The sequence below is a fragment of the Aeromonas sp. s7(2024) genome (genome assembly GCF_040907825.1).
Lineage (GTDB): Bacteria > Pseudomonadota > Gammaproteobacteria > Enterobacterales > Aeromonadaceae > Aeromonas > Aeromonas veronii.
In genome coordinates this window covers 22,687-42,495 of record NZ_JBFOCM010000015.1, presented here as the reverse complement: position 1 = coordinate 42,495, position 19,809 = coordinate 22,687, and the positions used below count along the sequence as shown (strand labels likewise).

Below are 19,809 nucleotides of genomic sequence, written 5' to 3'. Positions count from 1 at the left end.
TTCAAAGGCTTTTCGAGGTTACCGACGAGGTTGTTTGCGTTGCCGCTTGCCCTGTCGATGGAGGCGCATTATAGGGAACAGATTCTTTCTGGCAACCCCTTATCTGCAATAAAATTGCAAAAAACCGCACTTTTTTAGTTATTCATTTCCAACCACAGCTTTTATACAAACTTATCCACAGAAACTGGTTCCAGATTGCTAGAATGGCCGAAAACAAGGAGGCCAAGATGGACTTGCGACTGAGACCCTATAAGGGAAAACGCCCGCAACTGGGCAAACGGGTGTATGTAGATCCCTGCGCGACACTGGTGGGCGATATCGAACTGGCCGACGACGCCAGCATCTGGCCCATGGTGGCGGCACGGGGGGATGTGAACCATATCCGCATCGGCGCCCGCAGCAACATTCAGGATGGCACCGTATTGCATCTGACCCGCAAGAGCGTCAGCAATCCGACCGGCTATCCGCTGCTTATCGGTGAAGATGTCACTGTGGGTCACAAGGCGATGCTGCACGGCTGCACCATAGGCAACCGGGTGCTGGTCGGCATGGGTGCCATTCTGCTTGATGGCGTCGTGGTTGAAGATGATGTGATGATCGGCGCAGGTTCGCTGGTGCCACCGGGCAAGCGACTCGAATCGGGCTTTCTATATATAGGTAATCCCGTCAAACAGGCTCGCCCGCTCAAACCCGCCGAGATCGCCTTCCTCAAGACCTCGGCCGACAACTATGTCCTGCTCAAGGATGAATATCTGCAAGAGACCTGATAGGGCTGGCAGAAACAGGAAGCCCGGCATAATGCCGGGCTTCGCTTCTTATATAGCTATATAGCCGTGCAGAACGGCTGACCGGAAATCAGTGGGCCTGATCCCAGTTGTCACCGGTACCCGCTTCAACCAGCAGCGGCACATGCAGTTCGGCAGCGGCCGACATCTTCTCCTTGATGATGGCGGTGTATTCCTCCAGCTTCTCTTCGCGGATCTCGAACACCAGTTCATCGTGTACCTGCATCAGCATGCGGATCGACTCATCCTCGATACCGCGGATCCAGCTGTCCACGTTGATCATGGCGCGCTTGATGATATCGGCGGCCGTGCCCTGCATCGGGGCGTTGATGGCGGCCCGTTCGGCAGCCTTGCGCAGACCGGCGTTGCGGGACTTGATATCCGGCAGATAGAGGCGACGACCAAACAGGGTCTCGACATACCCCTGGGCTTCCGCCTGCTGACGGGTGCGCTCCATATACTCCAGCACGCCCGGGTAGCGTTCGAAGTAGAGATCCATGTACTTCTGCGCTTCGGCACGACCGATCCCCAGCTGCTTGGCCAGACCGAAGGCACTCATGCCGTAGATAAGGCCGAAGTTGATCGCCTTGGCGCTGCGGCGCATGTCGGTGGTGACCGCATCGAGCGCCACGCCGAACACCTCGGCGGCAGTCGCCTTGTGGATGTCCTTGCCCTCGGCAAAGGCGGTCAGCAGCCCCTTGTCACCGGAGAGGTGCGCCATGATGCGCAGCTCGATCTGGGAGTAGTCCGCCGCCACCAGCTTGTAACCGGCGCTAGGGATGAAGGCCTGACGGATCCGGCGCCCTTGCTCATTGCGCACCGGGATGTTCTGCAGGTTGGGATCAGATGATGACAAGCGGCCCGTAGCCGCTACCGCCTGATGATAGGAGGTGTGTACCCGCCCGGTCCGGGGCTTGATCATCAGCGGCAACTTGTCGGTGTAGGTGGACTTGAGCTTGGCCAGCCCACGATGCTCCATCAGCAGTTGCGGCAGCTCGTAGGTCTCCGCCAGCTCGGCCAGCACCTCTTCTGCGGTGGACGGTGCCCCCTTCGGAGTCTTTTTGATGATCGGCAGCCCCAGCTTGGTGAAGAGGATCTCCCCCAACTGCTTGGGCGAGGAGAGGTTGAACTCCTGCCCGGCCAGCTCGTGAGCCTGTTTCTCCAGCTCTGCCAACCGCAGCTCGATCTCCTGACTCTGCTGGTGCAGCAACTTGGGATCGATAGTGGTGCCGAGCAACTCCATCCGCGCCAGTACAGGCAACAGCGGCAGCTCAATCTCACTGAATACCTTGGCGAGACCCGGCACGGCCTCCAGCTGACCCCACAGCGCCTGATGCAGACGCAGGGTGATATCGGCATCTTCCGCCGCATAGGGGGCCGCCTGCTCCAGCTCGATCTGGTTGAAGGTGAGCTGTTTCACTCCTTTGCCCGCGATATCTTCAAAGGCGGTGGTCTCGACCCCGAGGTAACGCTTGGCCAACGAATCCATATCGTGACGACTGGCGGTGGAGTTGAGCACGTAGGACTCGAGCATGGTGTCGTAGGCGATACCCTGCAGGTCGATGTCATGGTTGAGCAGCACGTTGCGGTCGTACTTGAGGTTCTGCCCCACCTTGAGATGGGTCGGATCTTCCAGCAGCGGCTTGAGCTTGCCCAACACCACGGCCTCGCTCAGCTGTACCGGGGCCCCCAGATAGTCGTGGCCAAACGGCACATAAGCAGCCTTGCCCGGCTCAACCGCGAAGGAGACGCCAACAATCCGTGCCTCCATATAGTCGAGACTGGTGGTTTCGGTATCGAAGGCAAACAGCGGTGCCGATTTCAACTGTTCCAGCCAGCCGTCAAACTCGGCTTCGTCCAGAATGCAGCGGTAGTCGGTTTCGATGGCGGCAACCGGAGCAGCGCTCTCATCGCCAGCTTCGTCCTGTCCGGCGCTCTCGCTCCCCTCTTCACCACCGGATTCCAGCTCCTTGATCAGGTTGCGCAGCTCGTATTCGCGATAGACCGCCAGCAGGGACTCCTTGTCGACCGGCTTGAGCAACAGCTCTTCCAGACTCTGTTCCAGCTCGACATCGGTCTTGATGGTCGCCAGTCGATAGGAGAGACGAACCTGCTCCTCCTGCTCGCGGAACTTGTCGGCAAAGGCCTTGGAGCCACGGAAACCGAGCGCAGCTACCTTGTCGAGGTTGGCGGCAATCTCGTCGATGCTGCCAATCCCCTGCAGCAGAGCCAGTGCGGTCTTCTCGCCGACACCGGTCATACCGGGAATGTTGTCGACCTTGTCACCCATCAGGGCCAGATAGTCGATGATGAGCTCGGGCGGTACGCCAAACTTCTCGATCACCCCTTCCCGATCGGTCTTCACATCTTTCATGGTGTCGATCAGGGTGACATGGTCGGAGACCAGCTGTGCCATATCCTTGTCACCGGTGCTGATCAGTACCGGCAGCTGCTTCTCGGTCGCCTGGCGGGCCAGGGTGCCGATCACGTCGTCGGCTTCAACCCCTTCCACCATCAGGAAGGGGAAACCCATCGCCTTGATCATCTGGTGGATAGGGGCAACCTGGCTGCGCAGATCGTCCGGCATGCTGGCGCGGGTCGCCTTGTACTGGGGATAGATGTCGTCGCGGAAGGTCTTGCCCTTGGCATCAAACACCACGGCCACATGACAGTCAGGATATTGCTTGCGCAGGCTGCGCATCATGTTGGCCATGACACGGACGGCGCCGCTCGGCAAACCGGTCGATGTGCGCAGATCAGCCTGCTGGGAGGCGAAGAAGGCGCGGTAAAGATAAGAGGAGCCGTCGACCAGAATAAGGGGGTTGCTAGGGGCCATGAAATCGTCCTGCCAGAGATAAACAGCCGCTAGGATGCCACAGGGCCCCCCTCACACCAAGGGGCGCAGCAACAGCACACAGCGCCTGATTAAGGGACTCAGTCTGTGGATAACTCTGTGTTCAAAAATGGGACGCATCAGAGCACACAGTTATAAAACTGTGTATAAGAATATAAAAAGCCATTAAAAACAATGCATTGAGATCGTAAAAACCGATCGTGAGACAGTTAGAATGATCTCGATCAATGTGGAAAAAGATTTAAGGGAGTAGGTACGGCAGGATCCAAAGCGAAACAATCCTAGCACAGCAAGATGACTTGACCAGCGGAGGGCGAGCGATAACCATACAAAAGTACAACAATCCATCCTGGCTCACATTTTCAACAACGAGGAGTTTGCCATGAAAAAAGTGGCCGTGATTTTGAGTGGCTGCGGTGTCTTTGACGGGGCCGAAATCCACGAGGCCGTCATCAGCCTGCTGGCGCTGGCCCGTCAGGGAGCCGCCGTCCAGTGCTTCGCCCCGAACGTGGCGCAGCTCCATGTCATCAACCACCTGACCGGTGAAGTGAGCGAGGGAGAGAGCCGCAATGTGCTGGTCGAAGCGGCCCGCATCTGCCGTGGCCAGATAAAGGATGTGGCCGAGCTGGATGCGGCCGATTACGACGCGCTGCTGGTGCCCGGCGGCTTTGGCGCGGCCAAAAACCTGTGCAACTTCGCTATCAAAGGAGCCGAGTGCCAGATCCAGCCCGATGTGCTGAAAGCGTGCCAGAGCTTTGCCAAAGCCAACAAACCGGCCGCCTATATCTGCATCGCGCCCGCCATGATCCCGCTGATCTATGGTGCCGGGACGCTGGCGACCATCGGCCATGACGAAGGCACCGCCAACGCCATCGAGGCGATGGGTGGCAGCCATCTCAACTGCCCAGTCAACGAGTTCGTGGTGGATCAGGAGCGCAAGGTGATCTCCACCCCCGCCTACATGCTGGCCAGCAACATAGTCGAAGCGGCGGACGGCATCGAGAAGACGGTCAAGCAACTGCTGGCGCTATAATCCTCACCCTGCCAAAAACAGACGGGCCGCTCATGGAGCGGCCCGTTGTCAATTCTGCCTAAAGGCAATGAATTAGATGGTTTCGCCCATCTGATCCATTTTACCCAGCAGGGCACGCAGACGCTCCTGCCATGCAGTGTGCTCGTTGCGCAGTTGATGGTTCTCGTCTTGCAGCTTGCTGTTCTGCTCTTTCAGCTCGTCCAGCTCCATCTTCAGCAAGGAGATGTTGTCGACGGCGGATTGTACTTTGGATTCGAGTTGCTCAAGGACTTCTAGTGACATATGCATACCTGTTTGTTCAATTGCGATGCCCCACAGAGGGCGATTCAAGCGCGTGAAGCCAGCATACCCCGAGCGCATCGGCACAAACAAGCCAGTGCGCTGTAAAATGCGCCTTCCATAGATGTATTGTCTAAATATGCGTCTATTTTTCTCGCATCCTGCGCCCGAGCCGCGACAACACACTGAAGCGTGCGTAAAAAGCCCCGCCACCCGCGCATCATTGGCACCCTCCTGACGGCGCCGCCGTTATCCATGCAAGGCGATATAAGCCCCCAGCAACAGACAGGCGACGACATACATCAGCAGGCCGTAGAGCAGGTTCCAGCGCAGGATCAGCCCGGCACTGAGGTTGTAGCGGGAGGCCAGCGCCAGATTGGATCCGGAGAGCGGACTGGTGCCGGTGGCAAGCCCCCATCCCAGCAGGAAACACATGCCGAGCAGGCTGGGATCCGGCGCCAGCGGCCAGAGCAGCGGCGCCAGCCCGGAGATACTGATGAGCGGATGTACCCCGACGATGGCCACCAGCAGGATCAGCAGCAGAGTGAGGGATGCCTCAAGCCAGCCAAAGTGGTTGAACAGCGGCAGACCGTGACCGGAGCCGAGATCGATGACCGACAACGCACTGTTGATGCCTGCTGCCAGCAAACCGGCCCCCAGAAACAGCACCAGCTGACCGCCGATGGCGGGAAAGCGCTCCACCACCTGCCGCTTGAGGGCCGCCTTGCGCCCGACCCTCGGCATAAAGAGCAGCGCCAGCAGCGGGGCCACCAGCGCGATCACCGCCAGAATGCCGAGCTGGGGCCAGACCTGCTTGATGAGCAGTACCAGCAACGCCAGCGTGACCGGCAGCCCCAGAGTCTGCAACCGCAGCGGATAACCGGCAAAGTCGGCCACCCCGATCCGCTCCACCTGCCAGGCGGTCAGTCCCATCGCCAGCAAGGCGGCGAGGATCCCGAACGGCAAAATATGGGAGAGCTGCAAGCCCGGCGCATAGGTGAGCGCCACCGCCATGGCGACAAAGAAGGGTGACCAGAAGGCAGCGGCACAGAAGATCCGGCTCAGCACCATCACCTGACGCCGCTCCAGGGTGCCATTGCGCTCCAGTCGATCGCCGATGATAAACAACACCGAGAGGTTGATGACCGCCCCCAGCAGATTGAGGCTGGCCATGGTGCTCCACAGCCCCTTTCGCCCGGTCCAGGAGGTGGTGCCGGTCAAGAGACCCGAGGTGGCGAGGTTGAGGGTGCTCACCGCGGCAAACATGGTGAGCATATTGATGTTGGGCAGCAGCCAGTCACCGGCGGTGAGGGGCGCGCCCTGCCACCAGGAAAAGATGAGCAGCAACAGCGCCGCGCCATACAAGGCCAGCGCCTGCCGCTTGGCGGCTCCCACCAGCCAGGGCCAGGTGAGCAGCGACGCCCCCCAGGCCGCAATGGCCGCTGGCCAGGGGGAGAGTCCCAGATAGAGATGCAGCAAGTTGAGCAGCCACATCCCCAAAATCAGATAACCCGACCAGCGTTTGGCCATCGACTACTCCGGCCGGGAGATCAGAGACACTGATCCATATCCAGTGAAGGCTTGTCACACTCCGGACGGCCGACGATCTTGGCGGGTACGCCAGCGACCGTGGTATGAGGCGGCACCGGGTTGATCACCACGCTGCCCGCGCCAATTTTGGCACCCACGCCCACTTCGATATTGCCGAGCACCTTGGCGCCCGCCCCTATCATCACCCCTTCGCGGATCTTGGGATGGCGATCGCCGCTCTCCTTGCCGGTACCACCGAGGGTCACGCTCTGCAGGATGGAGACATCATCTTCAATCACCGCCGTCTCGCCGACTACTATGCCGGTGGCGTGGTCGAACATGATCCCCTTGCCGATACGGGCGGCCGGGTGCACATCTACCCCGAACACCACCGAGATCTGGTTTTGCAGATAAAGGGCCAGCGAGCGGCGCCCCTGACGCCACAGCCAGTTGGCGACCCGATAGCCCTGCAGGGCATGGAACCCCTTGAGATAGAGCAGCGGGGTGGAGAAGAGGTCGACCGCCGGATCCCGCTCCTGCACGGCGCAGATGTCGGCCGCCACTACCGTCAGCAGCTCGGGCTCGCTGCGCAGGGCCAGCTCGATCACCTCGCGCAGTGCGATGGCCGGCATGGTGGCGCTGTCGAGTTTGTTGGCCAGCTGGAAGCTGAGGGCCGAACGCAGGTTCTTGTGATTGAGAATGGTGGAGTGGAAGAAGCTGGCCAGCATCGGCTCCTGGGCCGCCATGCACTCCGCTTCTTGCTGAATTTTGTGCCAGGTTTTGGCAACCAGTTCATCCATGTTGCAGCCTACTGTTGTTCTGGGTGAGGGCTCTGTTGTTCTTTTGTCAGCACCGAGATGGGGTCCATGTGGATGATGACATCCATCCGCTCGAATGCCTGGCGTACCGCCATCTCGGCTTCATCGGCGATTTGATGGGCCTTGACCAGGGGGATCTGATCATCCAGTTCAAGATGCAACTGTACGAATCGGGTCGGCCCGGATTGACGGGTGCGCAGGTCATGTACGCCGTGTACACCTTCTACGGCACAGCAGAGCGCCATTATTCTCGCTTGTTCTTCCGCTGGCAACTGACGATCGAGCAGCGCCTGCACCGACTCGTAGCCGATGTGTCCCGCCCCCCACAACAGGAACAGCCCGATCAGGATGGCAAACAGGCCGTCGGCCCAGTACCACCCCTGCCCCGCCAGCACCAGCGCCAGCAAGACACCGGCATTAAGCAGCAGATCGGAACGGTAGTGCAGCATGTCGGCCTTGATGGCCACACTGTTGGTCTTGCGAATAACGAAACTCTGGAAGCTGACCAGCAGCAGGGTCAGCACGATGGATCCGCCGCTGACCCAGAGACCCGCTTCCAGCCGCAGGATAGGCGCCTGATTGAGCAGGGATGAAATTCCGTGCATCACCAGCAGCAGGGCGGAGCCGGAGATAAAGGCTGACTGGATGAGGCCCGCCAGCGACTCCGCCTTGCCGTGACCGAAGCGGTGTTCGTCATCGGCGGGGGCAAGCGCATAGCGAATGGCCAACAGGTTGATGATGGAGGCACTCACATCCATGAAGGAGTCGGTCAGCGACGCCAGCAGGGTCGACGAGTCGGTCATCAGCCAGGCGATCAGTTTGCCGATGATCAGCAAGGTAGCGGTGGTGACCGCCGCTATGCTGGCAAAGGTCACCCAACGGGAATATTGTTGATGGCTCAAAACCGGCTTTCCTCTGGCGATGAAAAACTTATTATACCCTGACCCCGGCGTCAGTTTGGCGCGAAAATCTGCGGAATAACACCAGATGAACAGAATACTCCTGGTCGACGACGATCTTGAATTGACCCAACTGCTCACCGAAATTCTGACCCTGGAGGGATTTCAGGTCACGGTCGCCGAGGATGGTGAAGAGGGGCTGCAACGGCTGGCGGAGCAGAGCTTCGATCTGGTGTTGCTGGATGTAATGATGCCCAAACTCAACGGCTTTGCCATGCTGACCAAGCTGCGCAAGACCCACGATACCCCGGTGCTGATGCTGACCGCCCGCGGTGACAGCCAGGATCGGGTCAACGGTCTGGAAGCGGGTGCCGACGACTATCTGGCCAAGCCGTTCGATGACAGGGAGCTGCTGGCCCGGGTACGCGCCATCCTGCGCCGTACCCAGAGCGCCCCGCCCCAGCGCGGCAACTCCTCCGACGAAGTGCACTTCATGGATATCGTGCTGCAACCCGGCCTGCAGCAGGCCCGCTGCGGCGAACAACTGCTGGAGCTGACCGCCACCGAATTCGGGCTGCTGGAGTGCCTGCTGCGTAATCCCGGCCAGATCGTCAGCAAGAGCCACCTTTCCGAGCAGGTGCTGGGCAAGAAGCTGGAACCCTTCGATCGGGCCATCGACATGCACCTGAGCAACCTGCGCAAGAAGCTGCCGGACCGCACCGATGGCCAGCCCCGCTTCAAAACCGTACGGGGGCGCGGGTACCTGTGGCTAGAGCAAGAATAGAGCGCATCAACTCCCTCAACGGGATCTCGACCCACATCTTCCTCTGGTTCTGGTTCATGCTGCTGGTGATGCTGGCCGCCGTGATTAGCCTGCCGACCCTGGATCCCCGCAACCAGATCCCGCTGCCGACCCACGAAGTCGCGCGGATGCAGAACAACGTGCAGGCCCTGCTCAACGCCGCCGAGCCGGATCAGGATTTCGATCTGGCCAAGGCGATGGACAAGATCGCCATGCTGCCGGTGGACAACGTCTACCTGCGCGACGAGAAGGGGCAGATCCAGTCCACCACCCATCCGCGCAAGTTCGTGGTGCGCTTTATGGTGGATGCCGATGACCCGGCCAATCCCATGCTGGGCAACGAGGATCGCAAGGCGATCGCCGGCCCCTTCCTGATGGAGCACCACGGTCATCGCTATCACGTCTATTTCGGCCTCAATGCCGAGAACCCCTATCTGTTCCTGTTCATTCAGGTGCTGGATCACCCGATCCGCATTCTGGGCATCTCGATGCTGGTCAGCACCCCGCTCTGCCTGCTGCTCGCCTGGCGGCTGACCCGCCCCATCCTGCAGTTGCAGAAATCGGTCTCCCAACTGGCGGCCGGCAATCTGGAGGTACAGATCCCCAACCTGGGACGGGGCGACGAGATCGGCCAGCTGGCGGACAACGTCAGCCGCATGGTGGAGACGCTCAAGAGCATGATCCAGAAGCAGAAACAGCTGCTTTCCGATATCTCCCACGAGCTGCGCAGCCCCCTCACCCGGATGCAACTGGCGCAGGCACTGATCCGCCGCAAGCAGGGTGACAGCGCCGAGCTGGCGCGGATCGAATCGGAGATCGGGCGGCTGGACAAGCTGATCGGCGATCTGCTGGATCTGTCGCGAGTGCAGCAGCATGTAGAGGCGCCGGTGGTACACCCGCTGGCCGACCTGCTGGAACCCATCCTCGAAGATGCCATGTTCGAGGCAAACCAGAGCGGCAAACAGCTCAGACTGCCGCCGCTGCCCGCAGAGTCGATCCAGATGTGGCCCGAGCTGCTGGCCCGGGCCGTGGAGAACCCCCTGCGCAACGCCCTCAAATATGCCCGCGAGTTCATCAAGGTGGACTGGTATCGGGAGGGACTGGAGTGGGTGATGACCATTCGGGATGACGGCCCCGGGGTGCCAGACGAGCAGCAGGCGCTGCTGTTCCAACCCTTCTTCCGGGTCGATGACGCCCGCAACGCCAAGACTGGCGGCACCGGGCTGGGGCTGGCCATCGCCTCGGAGGCAATCCAGCGCCACGGCGGTACCATTTCGGCCAGCAACAATCACCCGACCGGGCTGACCATCACCATCCGCTTGCCCATCGCCTGATCCTTTTCATCCGGACGGGCGCTGGGTATGCTGGCGCCCCTTCTTGGCTTTACATCTCTTTGCAGGAGCTCGTCATGCTCGATATCGTCCTCTACCAGCCGGAAATTCCGCCCAACACCGGCAATATCATCCGGCTTTGCGCCAATACCGGTTACCGGCTCCATCTGATCGAGCCGCTGGGATTTGAGTGGGATGACAAGCGGGTAAAGCGGGCGGGACTCGACTATCACGAGTTTGCCGAGGTGAAGCGCTGGCCGAGCTATGAGGCTTTTCTGGCCGCCGTGGCGCCCAAGCGGGTGTTTGCCTGCACCACCAAGGGGCGCACCGCGCACTCGGCAGCACAATATGCCCTTGGCGACGCCCTGCTGTTTGGCCCGGAGAGTCGCGGCCTACCCATCGAGATCATCGAGAGTCTGCCATTCGAGCAGCGGCTACGCATCCCTATGGTGCCCCAGAGCCGCAGCATGAACCTCTCCAACGCGGTATCTGTATTTGTCTACGAGAGCTGGCGCCAGCTCGGCTACGACGGTGCCATGTAAGCGCCACCGATGATCAGTGGCGGGCGTCGAGCAGATGCCCGCTGCGCTCCAGCCGCCAGCAAGTGACCCCCAGCGACAGACCGCGCCCCACCATCAGCGCCGCCATCGCCGCCCATAGCGCGGCCACGCCCCACGACTGACAGAGCCACCAGATCGGGAAGAAGCCGCCAAACGCGGCCAGCAACATGCTGTTGCGCATCTCCCGCGCCCGAGTCGCCCCGATAAATACGCCATCCAGCAGGAAGCACCAGACCGCCAGCAAAGGCATGGCGATCAGCCAGGGAAGCTGACGATTTGCCTCCGCCACCACAGCCGGAATGTCGGTGATATAGCCGATAAGGTGGGCACCAAAGAGGGCAAACACCAGGGTAAAACCACTGGCGATGAGGGCGGCCCAGCCCAGATTGAGCACGATGGCCTCCCGCAGTTTCTGCCGATCCCGCTGACCGATGGCTCGTCCTACCATGGCCTCCACCGCATAGGCAAAACCATCGAGCCCGTAGGAGATGAGCATCAGGAAGTTGAGCAGCACCGCATTGGCGGCCACCGCCACATCCCCCAGTCGTGCCCCTTGCAGAGTCATGAAGGCGAAACAGAGCTGCAAACAGAGGGAGCGCAGAAAGATATCGCGGTTGAGGCCGAGCAACCGCACCATGGGCGCAAGCTGCCGCCAGCGCTGCCAGCCATCCTGCCACACCGTCGGCGCCAGTTGCCCCAGCTGACGGCGTACCAGCCAGATGCCGACGGCCAGCGCGCAGTAGTCCGCCATGACCGAGGCTGCCGCCACACCCCGCACCTGCCAGCCGAGCCCGAGCACAAACAGGGCGTCGAGCGCCATATTGACCAGATTGGTGAGGATCAGCATTACCATGGGGCTGCGGGCATCCTGCATCCCCAACAGCCAACCCATGATCACCAGATTGCAGAGCGCCGCCGGGGCGCTCCAGATCCGCACCGCCACATATTGGCCCGCATAGAGCTGCACCTCGGGCGAGCCGCCACTCAGGGCGATCAGTCGTGGCAACAGGGGGAAGAGCAACAACAGCAGCGCCAGGCCAAGAGCAATGGCCAACCCCAGCGCCCGCAGCAGGGTATCGAGCTGGGCACGACCATCAGCTGCGCCGTGCGCCTGCGCCGTCAGGCCGGTGGTCGACATCCGCAAGAAGCCGAGCAGCCAGAAAATGAGGTTGATCAGGGTTGCACCGACCGAGACGCCCCCCAGAAACCAGGCCTGACCGAGATGACCGATCACCCAGGTGTCCACCAGCCCCAGCAAGGGGGTGGTGATATTGGAGAAAACCATGGGCAGGGCGAGCGCAAAGACGGCTCGGTGGCGAGAGGGATCTCGCCACCAGGGGGCAACAGCTGGGGTCACGTTCAGTGGCCTGTCAGCTTCAGGATGCGGGAGAAGTCAGAGAGCATGGTGGCCATCTGCACCCTGGGCACCTGATCCGGCGCCACCTGCGGGCGGAATACCGCCTGCAGCTTGCCCTTGGGATTGATGAGCACGATGGAGGCGGAGTGATCGATCAGGTAATCCTTCTCCCCCTGATTGGCGATGGAGTAGATGAGCCCCAGATTGCGCACGAACGGGAACAGCTTGTCGTGGGGGGCAGTGGCCGCCTTGAACTCGGGATTGAAGAAGGCGGTATAGGTCTTGAGACGTGGAATATCATCACGCTGGGGATCCGCCGAGATAAACACCACCTGACTGTCGGGCGCCATCTTCTTCAGTTGGTCATAGACGGAACGCATATCTGCCAGGGTGGTGGGGCAGATATCGGGGCAGAAGGTGTAACCGACAAACAGGAAGGTCCAGTGCCCCTTCAGGTTGGCAGGAGTGAACGGCTGGTTGTCCGCATCGGTAAAGGCGAAATCATTGATGTCCCGCCCCGCCGGATAGTAGTCGGCCTGTTCCGGCTGCTCTGGCTGCGTGGCGTAGAACACCAGGATCAGGCAGGCTGTCAGCAGCAGAAAGAGCAGGGGATAGCGGAGCTTCATCATAACAAGAGACCCTTTCAGTTCGAGGCAGATGGCCAGCAGTGACCGGACAAGAGGGGGGCATTGTACCCCAGCGAGCCGCCAAGGTGGTTCAACCTTGTGCAACGCCCTGTCAGGAGTCGACCATTTGGCATAATTAATCACCAGTTGCGGCCATAAAAAAACCGGCCCCCTCGGGTGCCGGTTATGGATGGATTTGTTGGTCTCTTCTGCTCAGGGGCGAGCGTTACGCCCCTGCTGCAACATCTTGCCGATGGCCCGCACGCCGATGGGAATCACGGGGGCCAGCCAGCCCTCTTCCCCCTGGCGATCACCGTGACCCCGTTTGAACAGCAGCACCAGACGCACCACCTTCTCTTTCGGACATCCCAGCCAGAGCGTCCAGTGCGAACCACGATGGTGCAGCCAGAGACCGTAAAACCAGGTCATCCGGCTACCTTTGACAAAACGGGTGATTGACGATTCCGCTGGCGCAGCCCCAGCCTCTGAATCCCATGGCGATCTTGATGCCATACCAGTCCTCCTTGACCGACAGGTCATGTTGCTTCGTCGGCCTGAACTGGGAACAGGCCCGTCACGACTATCTGCAACCATTACGAGTGGTCCCCTTTGCCTGACAAGGCTCGGGATCTCCCCACTCCCCCTTCATATCCCGTGAAGGTGTACTGCCCGATTCTCGTTGTTACCGGCCCTTCCGTACCGACGCATTGTGATGGTCAGAGGGAGGTGCCAAGGCCTGTCTCGGCGACAGGGCACTGATCTGAGCATATATCTGAAATGGATGATTGGTAGCCGGTCGCGCAGGACAAAAATGCCACCACCGATGATCTGTTTGATATGACAGGGAAAGTGCGCCAGAAACAGCACAGCCTCCCGAAGGAGGCCGTGTGGCAAACGCAGTTGGCGGGGAGGATTACATCCAGTCGGCGTTGCGGATCACCCCGACCGCCAGCCCCTCGATGGTGAGCTGCTGGCAAGAGAGATCCACCTCGATAGGGGAGAGCTCTTCATTTTCCGGCAGCAGCCATACCTGACTGCCCTTGCGCTGGAAGCGCTTGACGGTGACATCCTCATCGAGACGGGCGACCACCACCTGACCGTTGCGCACCTCCTGGGTCTTGTGCACCGCCAGCAGATCGCCATCCAGAATGCCGATGTTCTTCATGCTCATCCCCTGCACCCGCAGCAGAAAATCTGCGCGCGGATGGAACAGGGCGGGATCAACCTGATAGTGGCTCTCGATATGCTCCTGAGCTAGGATGGGTTCACCGGCAGCGACCTTGCCGATGAGCGGCAAGCCGCTCTCTTCCAGCACCTCTTCCTCTTCGAGCAACAGGCGAATGCCGCGGGACGTGCCCGGCATGATCTCGATGACCCCTTTTTTGGCCAGGGCCTTCAGATGTTCTTCGGCCGCATTGGCCGACTTGAAACCAAGCTTCTGGGCAATCTCGGCACGAGTCGGCGGCATACCGGTCTCGCTCATGTTCACCTTGATCAGCTCCAGCACTTCGGCCTGGCGGGGGGTAAGGGGTTTCATAGAATTGGCACCTGTCTTTTTATACAGCACACTGGCAGTATATACAGTGCAGTGGCCAAGGCAAGGCGCAGCTGACATTTGTCGCGACCAACCCCTCCTTTACTACTGTTTTGATCCTGCGCAGCCGACTCATCGTACCTCTCGGCGACAAGGGGCTGTCGATTTGCTATGCTCACGCCGCATTTTTTTGGAGAGCAGACGCACATGTCCATAGGACAGAAGATTTCCAGAGCCATCTTGCAATGGCCGGTCAGCGGCTTGGTCAATCACAAGAGCCTGCCGGAAAATCCCATCACAGAACTCAATCTGGATCCGGCCAGACCCATCGTCTATGCCCTGAAAACCAGTTCGATCACCGACCTGATGACCCTGCAGCAGTGCTGCGAGGATCTCGGTCTGCCCGGTCCCTTCACGCCGCTGGAACTGAACGGCCAGCTGCTGCCGCGCTATGTCTGTCTGGATCGTCCGCCTCCCCTGTTTGGCAAACGCAGCAAACCGCTCCCCTTCCTGCAGGAGTTCCACCAGCTGTTGGATCTGCACAAGCAGGATCCCGAGCTGGATATCCAGGTGGTGCCCGTCACCCTGTTCTGGGGCCGCGCTCCGGGTCGGGAAGGGGAAGAAGCCTCCGGCCTCAACATCATCAGCAGCCTGGCGCCGAACCGGCTGAAGAAGGCGCTTATCGTGATCCTCAAGGGTCGCGAGAATCTGGTGCGCTTCTCGCCGCCCCTCTCCCTGCGCTATATGGCGGACAAGCACGGCACTGACGAGGCGATCGCCCACAAGCTGGCACGAGTGGCCCGTACCCACTTCAGCCGTCAGCAGCTGGCTGCCACCGGCCCGAAACTGCCGAACCGCAACCTGCTGTTCAAGCAGCTGCTCGACTCCGCGGTGATCCAGCAGGCGATTGAAGAGGAGGCCCAGCGCGAGGGGATCAGCCTCGAGAAGGCGCAAAAGCGTGCCCATGGCTACATGGACGAGATCGCCTCCAACTTCTCCTACCGGCTGATCCGCCTGGGCGAGAGCTTCCTCGGCTGGCTGTGGAACAAGCTCTACCGCGGTTTGTCGGTCAATGGCGCCGAGAAGGTGCGCCAACTGGCGCAGGAAGGGCACGAGATCGTCTACGTTCCCTGCCACCGCAGCCACATGGACTACCTGCTGCTCTCCTACGTCATCTACCACCAGGGGATGGTGCCGCCCCATATCGCGGCAGGCATCAACCTCAACTTCTGGCCGGCGGGCCCCATCTTCCGCCACGGCGGCGCCTTCTTCATTCGCCGCACCTTCAAGGGCAACCCGCTCTACAGCACGGTATTCCGGGAATACCTCAACCTGCTGTTTGCCAAGGGTTACTCGGTAGAGTTCTTCACCGAAGGTGGTCGCTCCCGTACCGGCCGTCTGCTACCGCCCAAGACCGGCATGCTGGCGATGACCCTGCAGGCAATGATGCGCGGGCTGGACAGGCCGGTCACTCTGGTGCCCGTCTATCTGGGTTACGAGCACGTGATGGAGGTGAACACCTACCACAACGAGCTCAAGGGGAGCCGCAAGGAGAAAGAGAGCTTCCTGCAGGTGCTCGGCATCCTGCGCAAGCTGCGCAACTACGGCCGTGGTTTCGTCAACTTCGGCGAGCCGCTGACTCTCAACAGCTACCTGAGCGAACACATCCCCGACTGGAAAAAGCACATCGGGGAAGAGGAGCGTCCGGAGTGGATGGCGGGCACCGTCAACAATCTGGCCGAACTGCTGATGACCCGCATCAACGGCGCTGCCGCGGTCAACGGCCTGACCCTGAGTGCGCTGGCGCTGCTGGCCGCCGAGCGCCACGCCCTAACCCGCGACGAGTTGCAGGCCCAGCTCAACACCTATCTGGATCTGCTCAAGGCGGTGCCTTACAGCCCGCAGAGCACCATTCCGGATGAGGATGCCAAGACCCTGCTGGATCAGGCGATGGAGCTCAACAAGTTCGAGGTGAGCGAGGACAAACTGGGGCAGATCATCAGTCTGGACCGCTATCAGGCGATCCTGCTGACCTACTACCGCAACAACATCCTCCACCTGTTCGCCATGCCCTCTCTGGTGGCGGCATTGATCGAACGGTGCGAAGGGATCTCCCGCAGCGAGATCATGGCCCGTTGCATCGACATCTATCCGCTGCTCAAGACCGAGCTGTTCCTGCGTTATGAAGAGGAGGAGCTGCCGGCGCTGGTCGACAGCCTGCTAGACGCCCTGCTGACCCAGCAACTGATCGAGACCCGCGATGACGGCTACTGGGTCAATCCGGCCAACCAGATGCGCCTGCTGCTGCTGGCGGAGAGCATTCAGGAGACCCTGCAACGCTACGCCATCGTGCTGACCCGGGTGTTGGCCCAGCCTCACATCGAGGCGGAGCAACTGGAGGCGGACGGCCTGATGATGGCAGAGCGCCTCGGCACCCTGCACGGCATCAACGCCCCCGAGTTCTTCGACCAGAAGCTGTTCAGCACCCTGATCCACACCTTGCGCAAAGAGGGTTACCTCTCCCCAGAGTGCAAGCCGGATCTCGGCCGCTTCCAGGCGCTGGCCGACAACATAGTGCCGCTGCTGAGCAACAAGATCCGCCGCACCATTCAGGCAGGCAATCAGCTCTAATCTGCAACGCAAACAAAGAAGGCCGCATCATGCGGCCTTCTTTTTATCCAGTTTTACTCGGAGCGCAATCACGCCAGCAGGTAGTCGAGCACCAGACCGGCAAACACCAGCGCCCCCACATAGTTGTTGTTGAGAAACGCCTGGAAGCAGGCTTCTCGCTGCCGCTCACGAATAAGCCGCTGCTGATAGACAAACAGCACCGCCGCCCCCAGCAATCCCCAGTAATACCAGCCCCCCAGCGTCATCAGCTGCCCGACCGCCAACAGCAGCAGCAAAGTCGAGAGTTGCAATGCGCCGATGATCCGTTTGTCGTAACGACCAAACAGGATGGCGCTGGATTTGAGGCCGATCTTGAGGTCGTCATCCCGATCCACCATGGCGTACTGGGTGTCGTAAGCCACCGTCCAGAGCAGATTGGCAAAGAAGAGCAACCAGGCCACCAGCGGCAGGGCATCCGCCTGCGCAGCATAGGCCATCGGGATCGACCAGGAGAAGGCCATCCCGAGCACCAGCTGGGGATTCGAGATAAAGCGCTTCATGAAGGGGTAACTCACCGCCAGCAGCAGGGCGACAAACGACAGACCGATGGTGAGCGGATTCATGGTCAGCACCAGACCAAACGAGATAAGCGCCAGCACGAAGAAGAGAGCCAGCACCTCCCACGGTTTGACTCTGCCCGTGGGCAAGGGGCGACCGGCGGTGCGTTTGACATGGCCGTCGAAGTTGCGATCCGCATAGTCGTTGATCACGCACCCTGCCGAGCGCATCAGAAAGACGCCGACCACAAACACGGTCAGCACCCAGAGATTGGGCAGGCCACCAGCGGCCAGCCAGAGCGCCCACAGGGTTGGCCACAGCAGCAGCAGAGTACCTATGGGTTTGTCGACGCGGGCCAACTGCATATAGGCAAGTCCCCGCTCCTTGGTTAACAGATTCACTCCAGCTCCTTGTCACAGACGAGAGAGGGCAGAAACAGCTCGTGCACCAGCAGTGGCCACTGCCCCAGAAACAGACGGGAACGACGCCCCCAGACAGTGGCGGCCGGGCAACGGGGATTGGCGGCAATATCGAAACGGGCCAGTTGCAGATGATCGCGGCGGGCAGGCTCATGGCCAAATACCCGCTCACCCAGCGGCTGCTCGCCAAGCTCGGCAATGCCGCTCCCTTGCAATGCGTCATCGGCAAACAGGGTCCAGCCCAGCACGGCGGGCCCACGATCCCCGTGCAGGATCACCTCGCGGCAGGTGCCGGCCGGCGAGGCCGAATCCACCAGCCACTGCTCATCGGCAGTAAGGGCGACCGGGTGATTGCCCAGCCACTCCACCGAAAAGTGGCGATTGTGCTGACGCAGCCGCCGGGTCATGGAGCCGGGCTCCAGCAGCCAGGGGCGCAAACTGGCAGGCAATTCACAACATTCGGGAGCGAGCCACCCGCTTAACGGCGTGAGGGGAACAGTCAACTCGGACTTCACAGCTTCACCATCCAGAGATTTCCGTGTTCAGGTTAAAATCCGGTTTATTATCCGTAAATCAATAGCGAAATGTAAGAACATCCGTGCTTGACGGCCCCGATGGCAACATCAAAAATGGGTTATCTCTTGCTGATGAGCCATCTATATGAAGATCTTCAAAATTCTGCTGGTGTTGTTACTGAGCTGTGGCGCCCTGCAGCAGCAAGCTCTGGCTGAAGATGAGCCGCCCGCCGAGGGCGCAGAGGGGGCTGCCAAGCCTGGTTTCTCCTACCACGCGCTCGATCCCGACATCATCACCAACTACCTGAGTGATAGCAAAACCCTCGGTTATATCCGGGTCACGGTAGAGCTGATGGCGGAAAACGAGGCCGATCTCAAGCTGCTGGAGCAGCATGACCCGCTGATCCGCGATGCCATCATCCGCCTGATTGGCAGCAAAAATGCCGATCAAGTGAAGTCCCTGACCAACCGAGAAGAGCTGCGCAAGGAGTGCGAGACAACCGTCAACGAACTGCTGGTGAAAGAGACCGGCAAGAAAGCGGTGCGCGAGCTTATCTTCACCAAGTTCCTCTACCAGTAATCCCTCCCGAAACAATCGCTTATTGGCATATCGGCCAATAAGCGAGGTTTGCCGGTTTATTCGAAATGAAAATCGATTACAATACGGCCGTCAAGTCGTAGAGGTAGTCGTTATGGGCAGCAAAACCCTGTGTGAATGGCGCCGCCACGAGATCCCCACCGATCTCAAGGCGTTGCGCAAGATAGTCCGCAAACCCAAGTTTGTCTGCAGCAAGTGCGCCCGCAGTGCCAATGACAAGGGTTACCTCTGCCAGCCGCTGCGTTTGAAAGAGGAGTAACGCCCCTCCCTGTCAGGGCGTTATTGATCGGTCCACCCCTGACGCCCCTGTTCGAACAATCTGCGTGCCTGGGTATCATTCGGGCAAACGCCGCGATACTCCTCGCCTGAGCGGCCAGCCAGATAGAGATGCTCGGGGCGGCAATACCATGCCAATCCCTTCTGATGTCCCTGCTTCCACAGTTCGGCATCCACCTTCTTGCCACACTGGCCCTGATGGAACTCGATCCGCTCGGTGGTGAAGCCCAGCTTGCCATCCGCCTCCCCAACCTCACTCCATACCTTCTCGCAGGGATCATCGTTGGAGACACAGCCACCCAGCAGGGCAGCCAACAATATGATGAAGAGTCGCATAGTCATCCTTGAGCGTCATTTGGGCAGTTCATTCTACCCAGCGGCCCGCCCCTGACCAAGGACGAACGCTCAGCCATGTGAGCGCGGCA

Annotated in this window: 20 protein-coding genes; 8 read left to right on the top strand and 12 right to left on the bottom strand. The window is 60.3% G+C overall.

Translation table 11 applies throughout. The features are described 5' to 3' along the window. Positions 1-227: 227 nt before the first annotated feature. Positions 228-767, top strand: coding sequence for a gamma carbonic anhydrase family protein (locus AB5Y73_RS05070; RefSeq protein ID WP_058057072.1), 540 nt, complete (start codon positions 228-230; stop codon positions 765-767). An 88-nt stretch (positions 768-855) separates the two neighbouring features. On the opposite strand, the gene polA is transcribed toward AB5Y73_RS05070, so the two are convergent. Continuing rightward, positions 856-3,621: a DNA polymerase I gene (polA, locus tag AB5Y73_RS05065; protein ID WP_058059068.1), complete on the bottom strand. Its 2,766-nt coding sequence runs from the start codon at positions 3,619-3,621 to the stop codon at positions 856-858. Positions 3,622-4,021: 400 nt separating this feature from the next. On the opposite strand from polA, the gene elbB reads away from it, so the two are divergent. Beyond that, positions 4,022-4,672, top strand: coding sequence for an isoprenoid biosynthesis glyoxalase ElbB (gene elbB / locus AB5Y73_RS05060; protein WP_058059069.1), 651 nt, complete (start codon positions 4,022-4,024; stop codon positions 4,670-4,672). Positions 4,673-4,744: 72 nt separating this feature from the next. Here the strand turns inward: elbB and AB5Y73_RS05055 are convergent, their stop codons facing one another. The 4 genes from AB5Y73_RS05055 to AB5Y73_RS05040 all read right to left on the bottom strand — a co-directional run bounded on the left by AB5Y73_RS05055 (position 4,745) and on the right by AB5Y73_RS05040 (position 8,201). Next, positions 4,745-4,954 (bottom strand): cell division protein ZapB, encoded by a 210-nt coding sequence (locus tag AB5Y73_RS05055; protein ID WP_005339554.1) that lies wholly within the window; start codon positions 4,952-4,954, stop codon positions 4,745-4,747. A gap of 246 nt (positions 4,955-5,200) precedes the next feature. Beyond that, complete coding sequence (locus AB5Y73_RS05050) at positions 5,201-6,481, bottom strand: hypothetical protein (RefSeq protein ID WP_058059070.1); 1,281 nt, start codon at positions 6,479-6,481, stop codon at positions 5,201-5,203. Between the two features lie 20 nt (positions 6,482-6,501). After that, entirely contained in the window at positions 6,502-7,281 is a 780-nt protein-coding gene (cysE, locus tag AB5Y73_RS05045; protein WP_005339552.1) for a serine O-acetyltransferase, read from the bottom strand. Between the two features lie 8 nt (positions 7,282-7,289). Beyond that, positions 7,290-8,201 carry a cation diffusion facilitator family transporter gene (locus AB5Y73_RS05040; RefSeq protein WP_107683344.1) on the bottom strand — a complete coding sequence of 304 codons (912 nt, stop codon included), beginning with the start codon at positions 8,199-8,201 and terminating at the stop codon, positions 7,290-7,292. A gap of 85 nt (positions 8,202-8,286) precedes the next feature. Here AB5Y73_RS05040 and AB5Y73_RS05035 point away from each other — a divergent pair, with 85 nt between their 5' ends. From AB5Y73_RS05035 to trmL, 3 genes are all read left to right on the top strand, one after another. Then, entirely contained in the window at positions 8,287-8,982 is a 696-nt protein-coding gene (locus AB5Y73_RS05035; RefSeq protein ID WP_005339549.1) for a response regulator, read from the top strand. Continuing rightward, on the top strand, positions 8,964-10,334 hold the full coding sequence (locus tag AB5Y73_RS05030) for an ATP-binding protein (protein ID WP_205422032.1): 1,371 nt from the start codon (positions 8,964-8,966) through the stop codon (positions 10,332-10,334). The genes AB5Y73_RS05035 and AB5Y73_RS05030 overlap by 19 nt, the downstream gene beginning before the upstream one ends. A 74-nt stretch (positions 10,335-10,408) precedes the next feature. Beyond that, the gene (gene trmL, locus AB5Y73_RS05025) at positions 10,409-10,873 is read left to right on the top strand and encodes a tRNA (uridine(34)/cytosine(34)/5-carboxymethylaminomethyluridine(34)-2'-O)-methyltransferase TrmL (protein WP_005339545.1); all 465 of its coding nucleotides are present in this window, start codon (positions 10,409-10,411) and stop codon (positions 10,871-10,873) included. A gap of 13 nt (positions 10,874-10,886) precedes the next feature. Here trmL and dinF read toward each other — a convergent pair whose 3' ends face one another. The 4 genes from dinF to lexA form a co-directional block, all read right to left on the bottom strand. Continuing rightward, complete coding sequence (gene dinF / locus AB5Y73_RS05020) at positions 10,887-12,248, bottom strand: MATE family efflux transporter DinF (protein WP_107683346.1); 1,362 nt, start codon at positions 12,246-12,248, stop codon at positions 10,887-10,889. Positions 12,249-12,250: 2 nt separating this feature from the next. Beyond that, a complete protein-coding gene (locus AB5Y73_RS05015) occupies positions 12,251-12,877 on the bottom strand; it encodes an SCO family protein (RefSeq protein ID WP_107683347.1) in 627 nt (208 codons plus the stop codon). Positions 12,878-13,087: 210 nt separating this feature from the next. Continuing rightward, positions 13,088-13,303: a hypothetical protein gene (locus AB5Y73_RS05010; protein ID WP_019446524.1), complete on the bottom strand. Its 216-nt coding sequence runs from the start codon at positions 13,301-13,303 to the stop codon at positions 13,088-13,090. Between the two features lie 484 nt (positions 13,304-13,787). Further along, positions 13,788-14,411: a transcriptional repressor LexA gene (lexA, locus tag AB5Y73_RS05005; protein ID WP_005339540.1), complete on the bottom strand. Its 624-nt coding sequence runs from the start codon at positions 14,409-14,411 to the stop codon at positions 13,788-13,790. Between the two features lie 204 nt (positions 14,412-14,615). Between lexA and plsB the strand changes: the two genes are divergently transcribed. Further along, complete coding sequence (plsB, locus tag AB5Y73_RS05000; protein ID WP_181497685.1) at positions 14,616-17,039, top strand: glycerol-3-phosphate 1-O-acyltransferase PlsB; 2,424 nt, start codon at positions 14,616-14,618, stop codon at positions 17,037-17,039. A 68-nt stretch (positions 17,040-17,107) separates the two neighbouring features. Here the strand turns inward: plsB and ubiA are convergent, their stop codons facing one another. Then, positions 17,108-17,977 carry a 4-hydroxybenzoate octaprenyltransferase gene (ubiA, locus tag AB5Y73_RS04995; protein ID WP_005339536.1) on the bottom strand — a complete coding sequence of 290 codons (870 nt, stop codon included), beginning with the start codon at positions 17,975-17,977 and terminating at the stop codon, positions 17,108-17,110. Continuing rightward, complete coding sequence (locus tag AB5Y73_RS04990; protein WP_005339534.1) at positions 17,974-18,510, bottom strand: chorismate lyase; 537 nt, start codon at positions 18,508-18,510, stop codon at positions 17,974-17,976. The genes ubiA and AB5Y73_RS04990 overlap by 4 nt, the downstream gene beginning before the upstream one ends. Positions 18,511-18,655: 145 nt before the next feature. Here AB5Y73_RS04990 and AB5Y73_RS04985 point away from each other — a divergent pair, with 145 nt between their 5' ends. Both AB5Y73_RS04985 and AB5Y73_RS04980 read left to right on the top strand, forming a co-directional pair. Then, positions 18,656-19,090 (top strand): flagellar basal body-associated protein FliL, encoded by a 435-nt coding sequence (locus AB5Y73_RS04985; protein WP_005339527.1) that lies wholly within the window; start codon positions 18,656-18,658, stop codon positions 19,088-19,090. A gap of 112 nt (positions 19,091-19,202) precedes the next feature. Then, positions 19,203-19,367, top strand: coding sequence for a hypothetical protein (locus tag AB5Y73_RS04980; protein ID WP_005339525.1), 165 nt, complete (start codon positions 19,203-19,205; stop codon positions 19,365-19,367). A gap of 20 nt (positions 19,368-19,387) precedes the next feature. On the opposite strand, the gene AB5Y73_RS04975 is transcribed toward AB5Y73_RS04980, so the two are convergent. Next, the gene (locus AB5Y73_RS04975) at positions 19,388-19,720 is read right to left on the bottom strand and encodes a DUF2799 domain-containing protein (protein WP_064335097.1); all 333 of its coding nucleotides are present in this window, start codon (positions 19,718-19,720) and stop codon (positions 19,388-19,390) included. Between the last annotated feature and the right edge of the window lie 89 nt (positions 19,721-19,809).

Excerpts from the sequence above, each read along its gene's own strand:
- AB5Y73_RS05070 (WP_058057072.1), top strand. The coding sequence starts at position 228 with ATGGACTTGCGACTGAGACCCTATAAGGGAAAACGCCCGCAACTGGGC.
- polA (WP_058059068.1), bottom strand. The coding sequence starts at position 3,621 with ATGGCCCCTAGCAACCCCCTTATTCTGGTCGACGGCTCCTCTTATCTT.
- elbB (WP_058059069.1), top strand. The coding sequence starts at position 4,022 with ATGAAAAAAGTGGCCGTGATTTTGAGTGGCTGCGGTGTCTTTGACGGG.
- AB5Y73_RS05055 (WP_005339554.1), bottom strand. The coding sequence starts at position 4,954 with ATGTCACTAGAAGTCCTTGAGCAACTCGAATCCAAAGTACAATCCGCC.
- AB5Y73_RS05050 (WP_058059070.1), bottom strand. The coding sequence starts at position 6,481 with ATGGCCAAACGCTGGTCGGGTTATCTGATTTTGGGGATGTGGCTGCTC.
- cysE (WP_005339552.1), bottom strand. The coding sequence starts at position 7,281 with ATGGATGAACTGGTTGCCAAAACCTGGCACAAAATTCAGCAAGAAGCG.
- AB5Y73_RS05035 (WP_005339549.1), top strand. The coding sequence starts at position 8,287 with ATGAACAGAATACTCCTGGTCGACGACGATCTTGAATTGACCCAACTG.
- trmL (WP_005339545.1), top strand. The coding sequence starts at position 10,409 with ATGCTCGATATCGTCCTCTACCAGCCGGAAATTCCGCCCAACACCGGC.
- AB5Y73_RS05015 (WP_107683347.1), bottom strand. The coding sequence starts at position 12,877 with ATGATGAAGCTCCGCTATCCCCTGCTCTTTCTGCTGCTGACAGCCTGC.
- AB5Y73_RS05010 (WP_019446524.1), bottom strand. The coding sequence starts at position 13,303 with ATGACCTGGTTTTACGGTCTCTGGCTGCACCATCGTGGTTCGCACTGG.
- lexA (WP_005339540.1), bottom strand. The coding sequence starts at position 14,411 with ATGAAACCCCTTACCCCCCGCCAGGCCGAAGTGCTGGAGCTGATCAAG.
- plsB (WP_181497685.1), top strand. The coding sequence starts at position 14,616 with ATGTCCATAGGACAGAAGATTTCCAGAGCCATCTTGCAATGGCCGGTC.
- AB5Y73_RS04985 (WP_005339527.1), top strand. The coding sequence starts at position 18,656 with ATGAAGATCTTCAAAATTCTGCTGGTGTTGTTACTGAGCTGTGGCGCC.
- AB5Y73_RS04980 (WP_005339525.1), top strand. The coding sequence starts at position 19,203 with ATGGGCAGCAAAACCCTGTGTGAATGGCGCCGCCACGAGATCCCCACC.
- AB5Y73_RS04975 (WP_064335097.1), bottom strand. The coding sequence starts at position 19,720 with ATGCGACTCTTCATCATATTGTTGGCTGCCCTGCTGGGTGGCTGTGTC.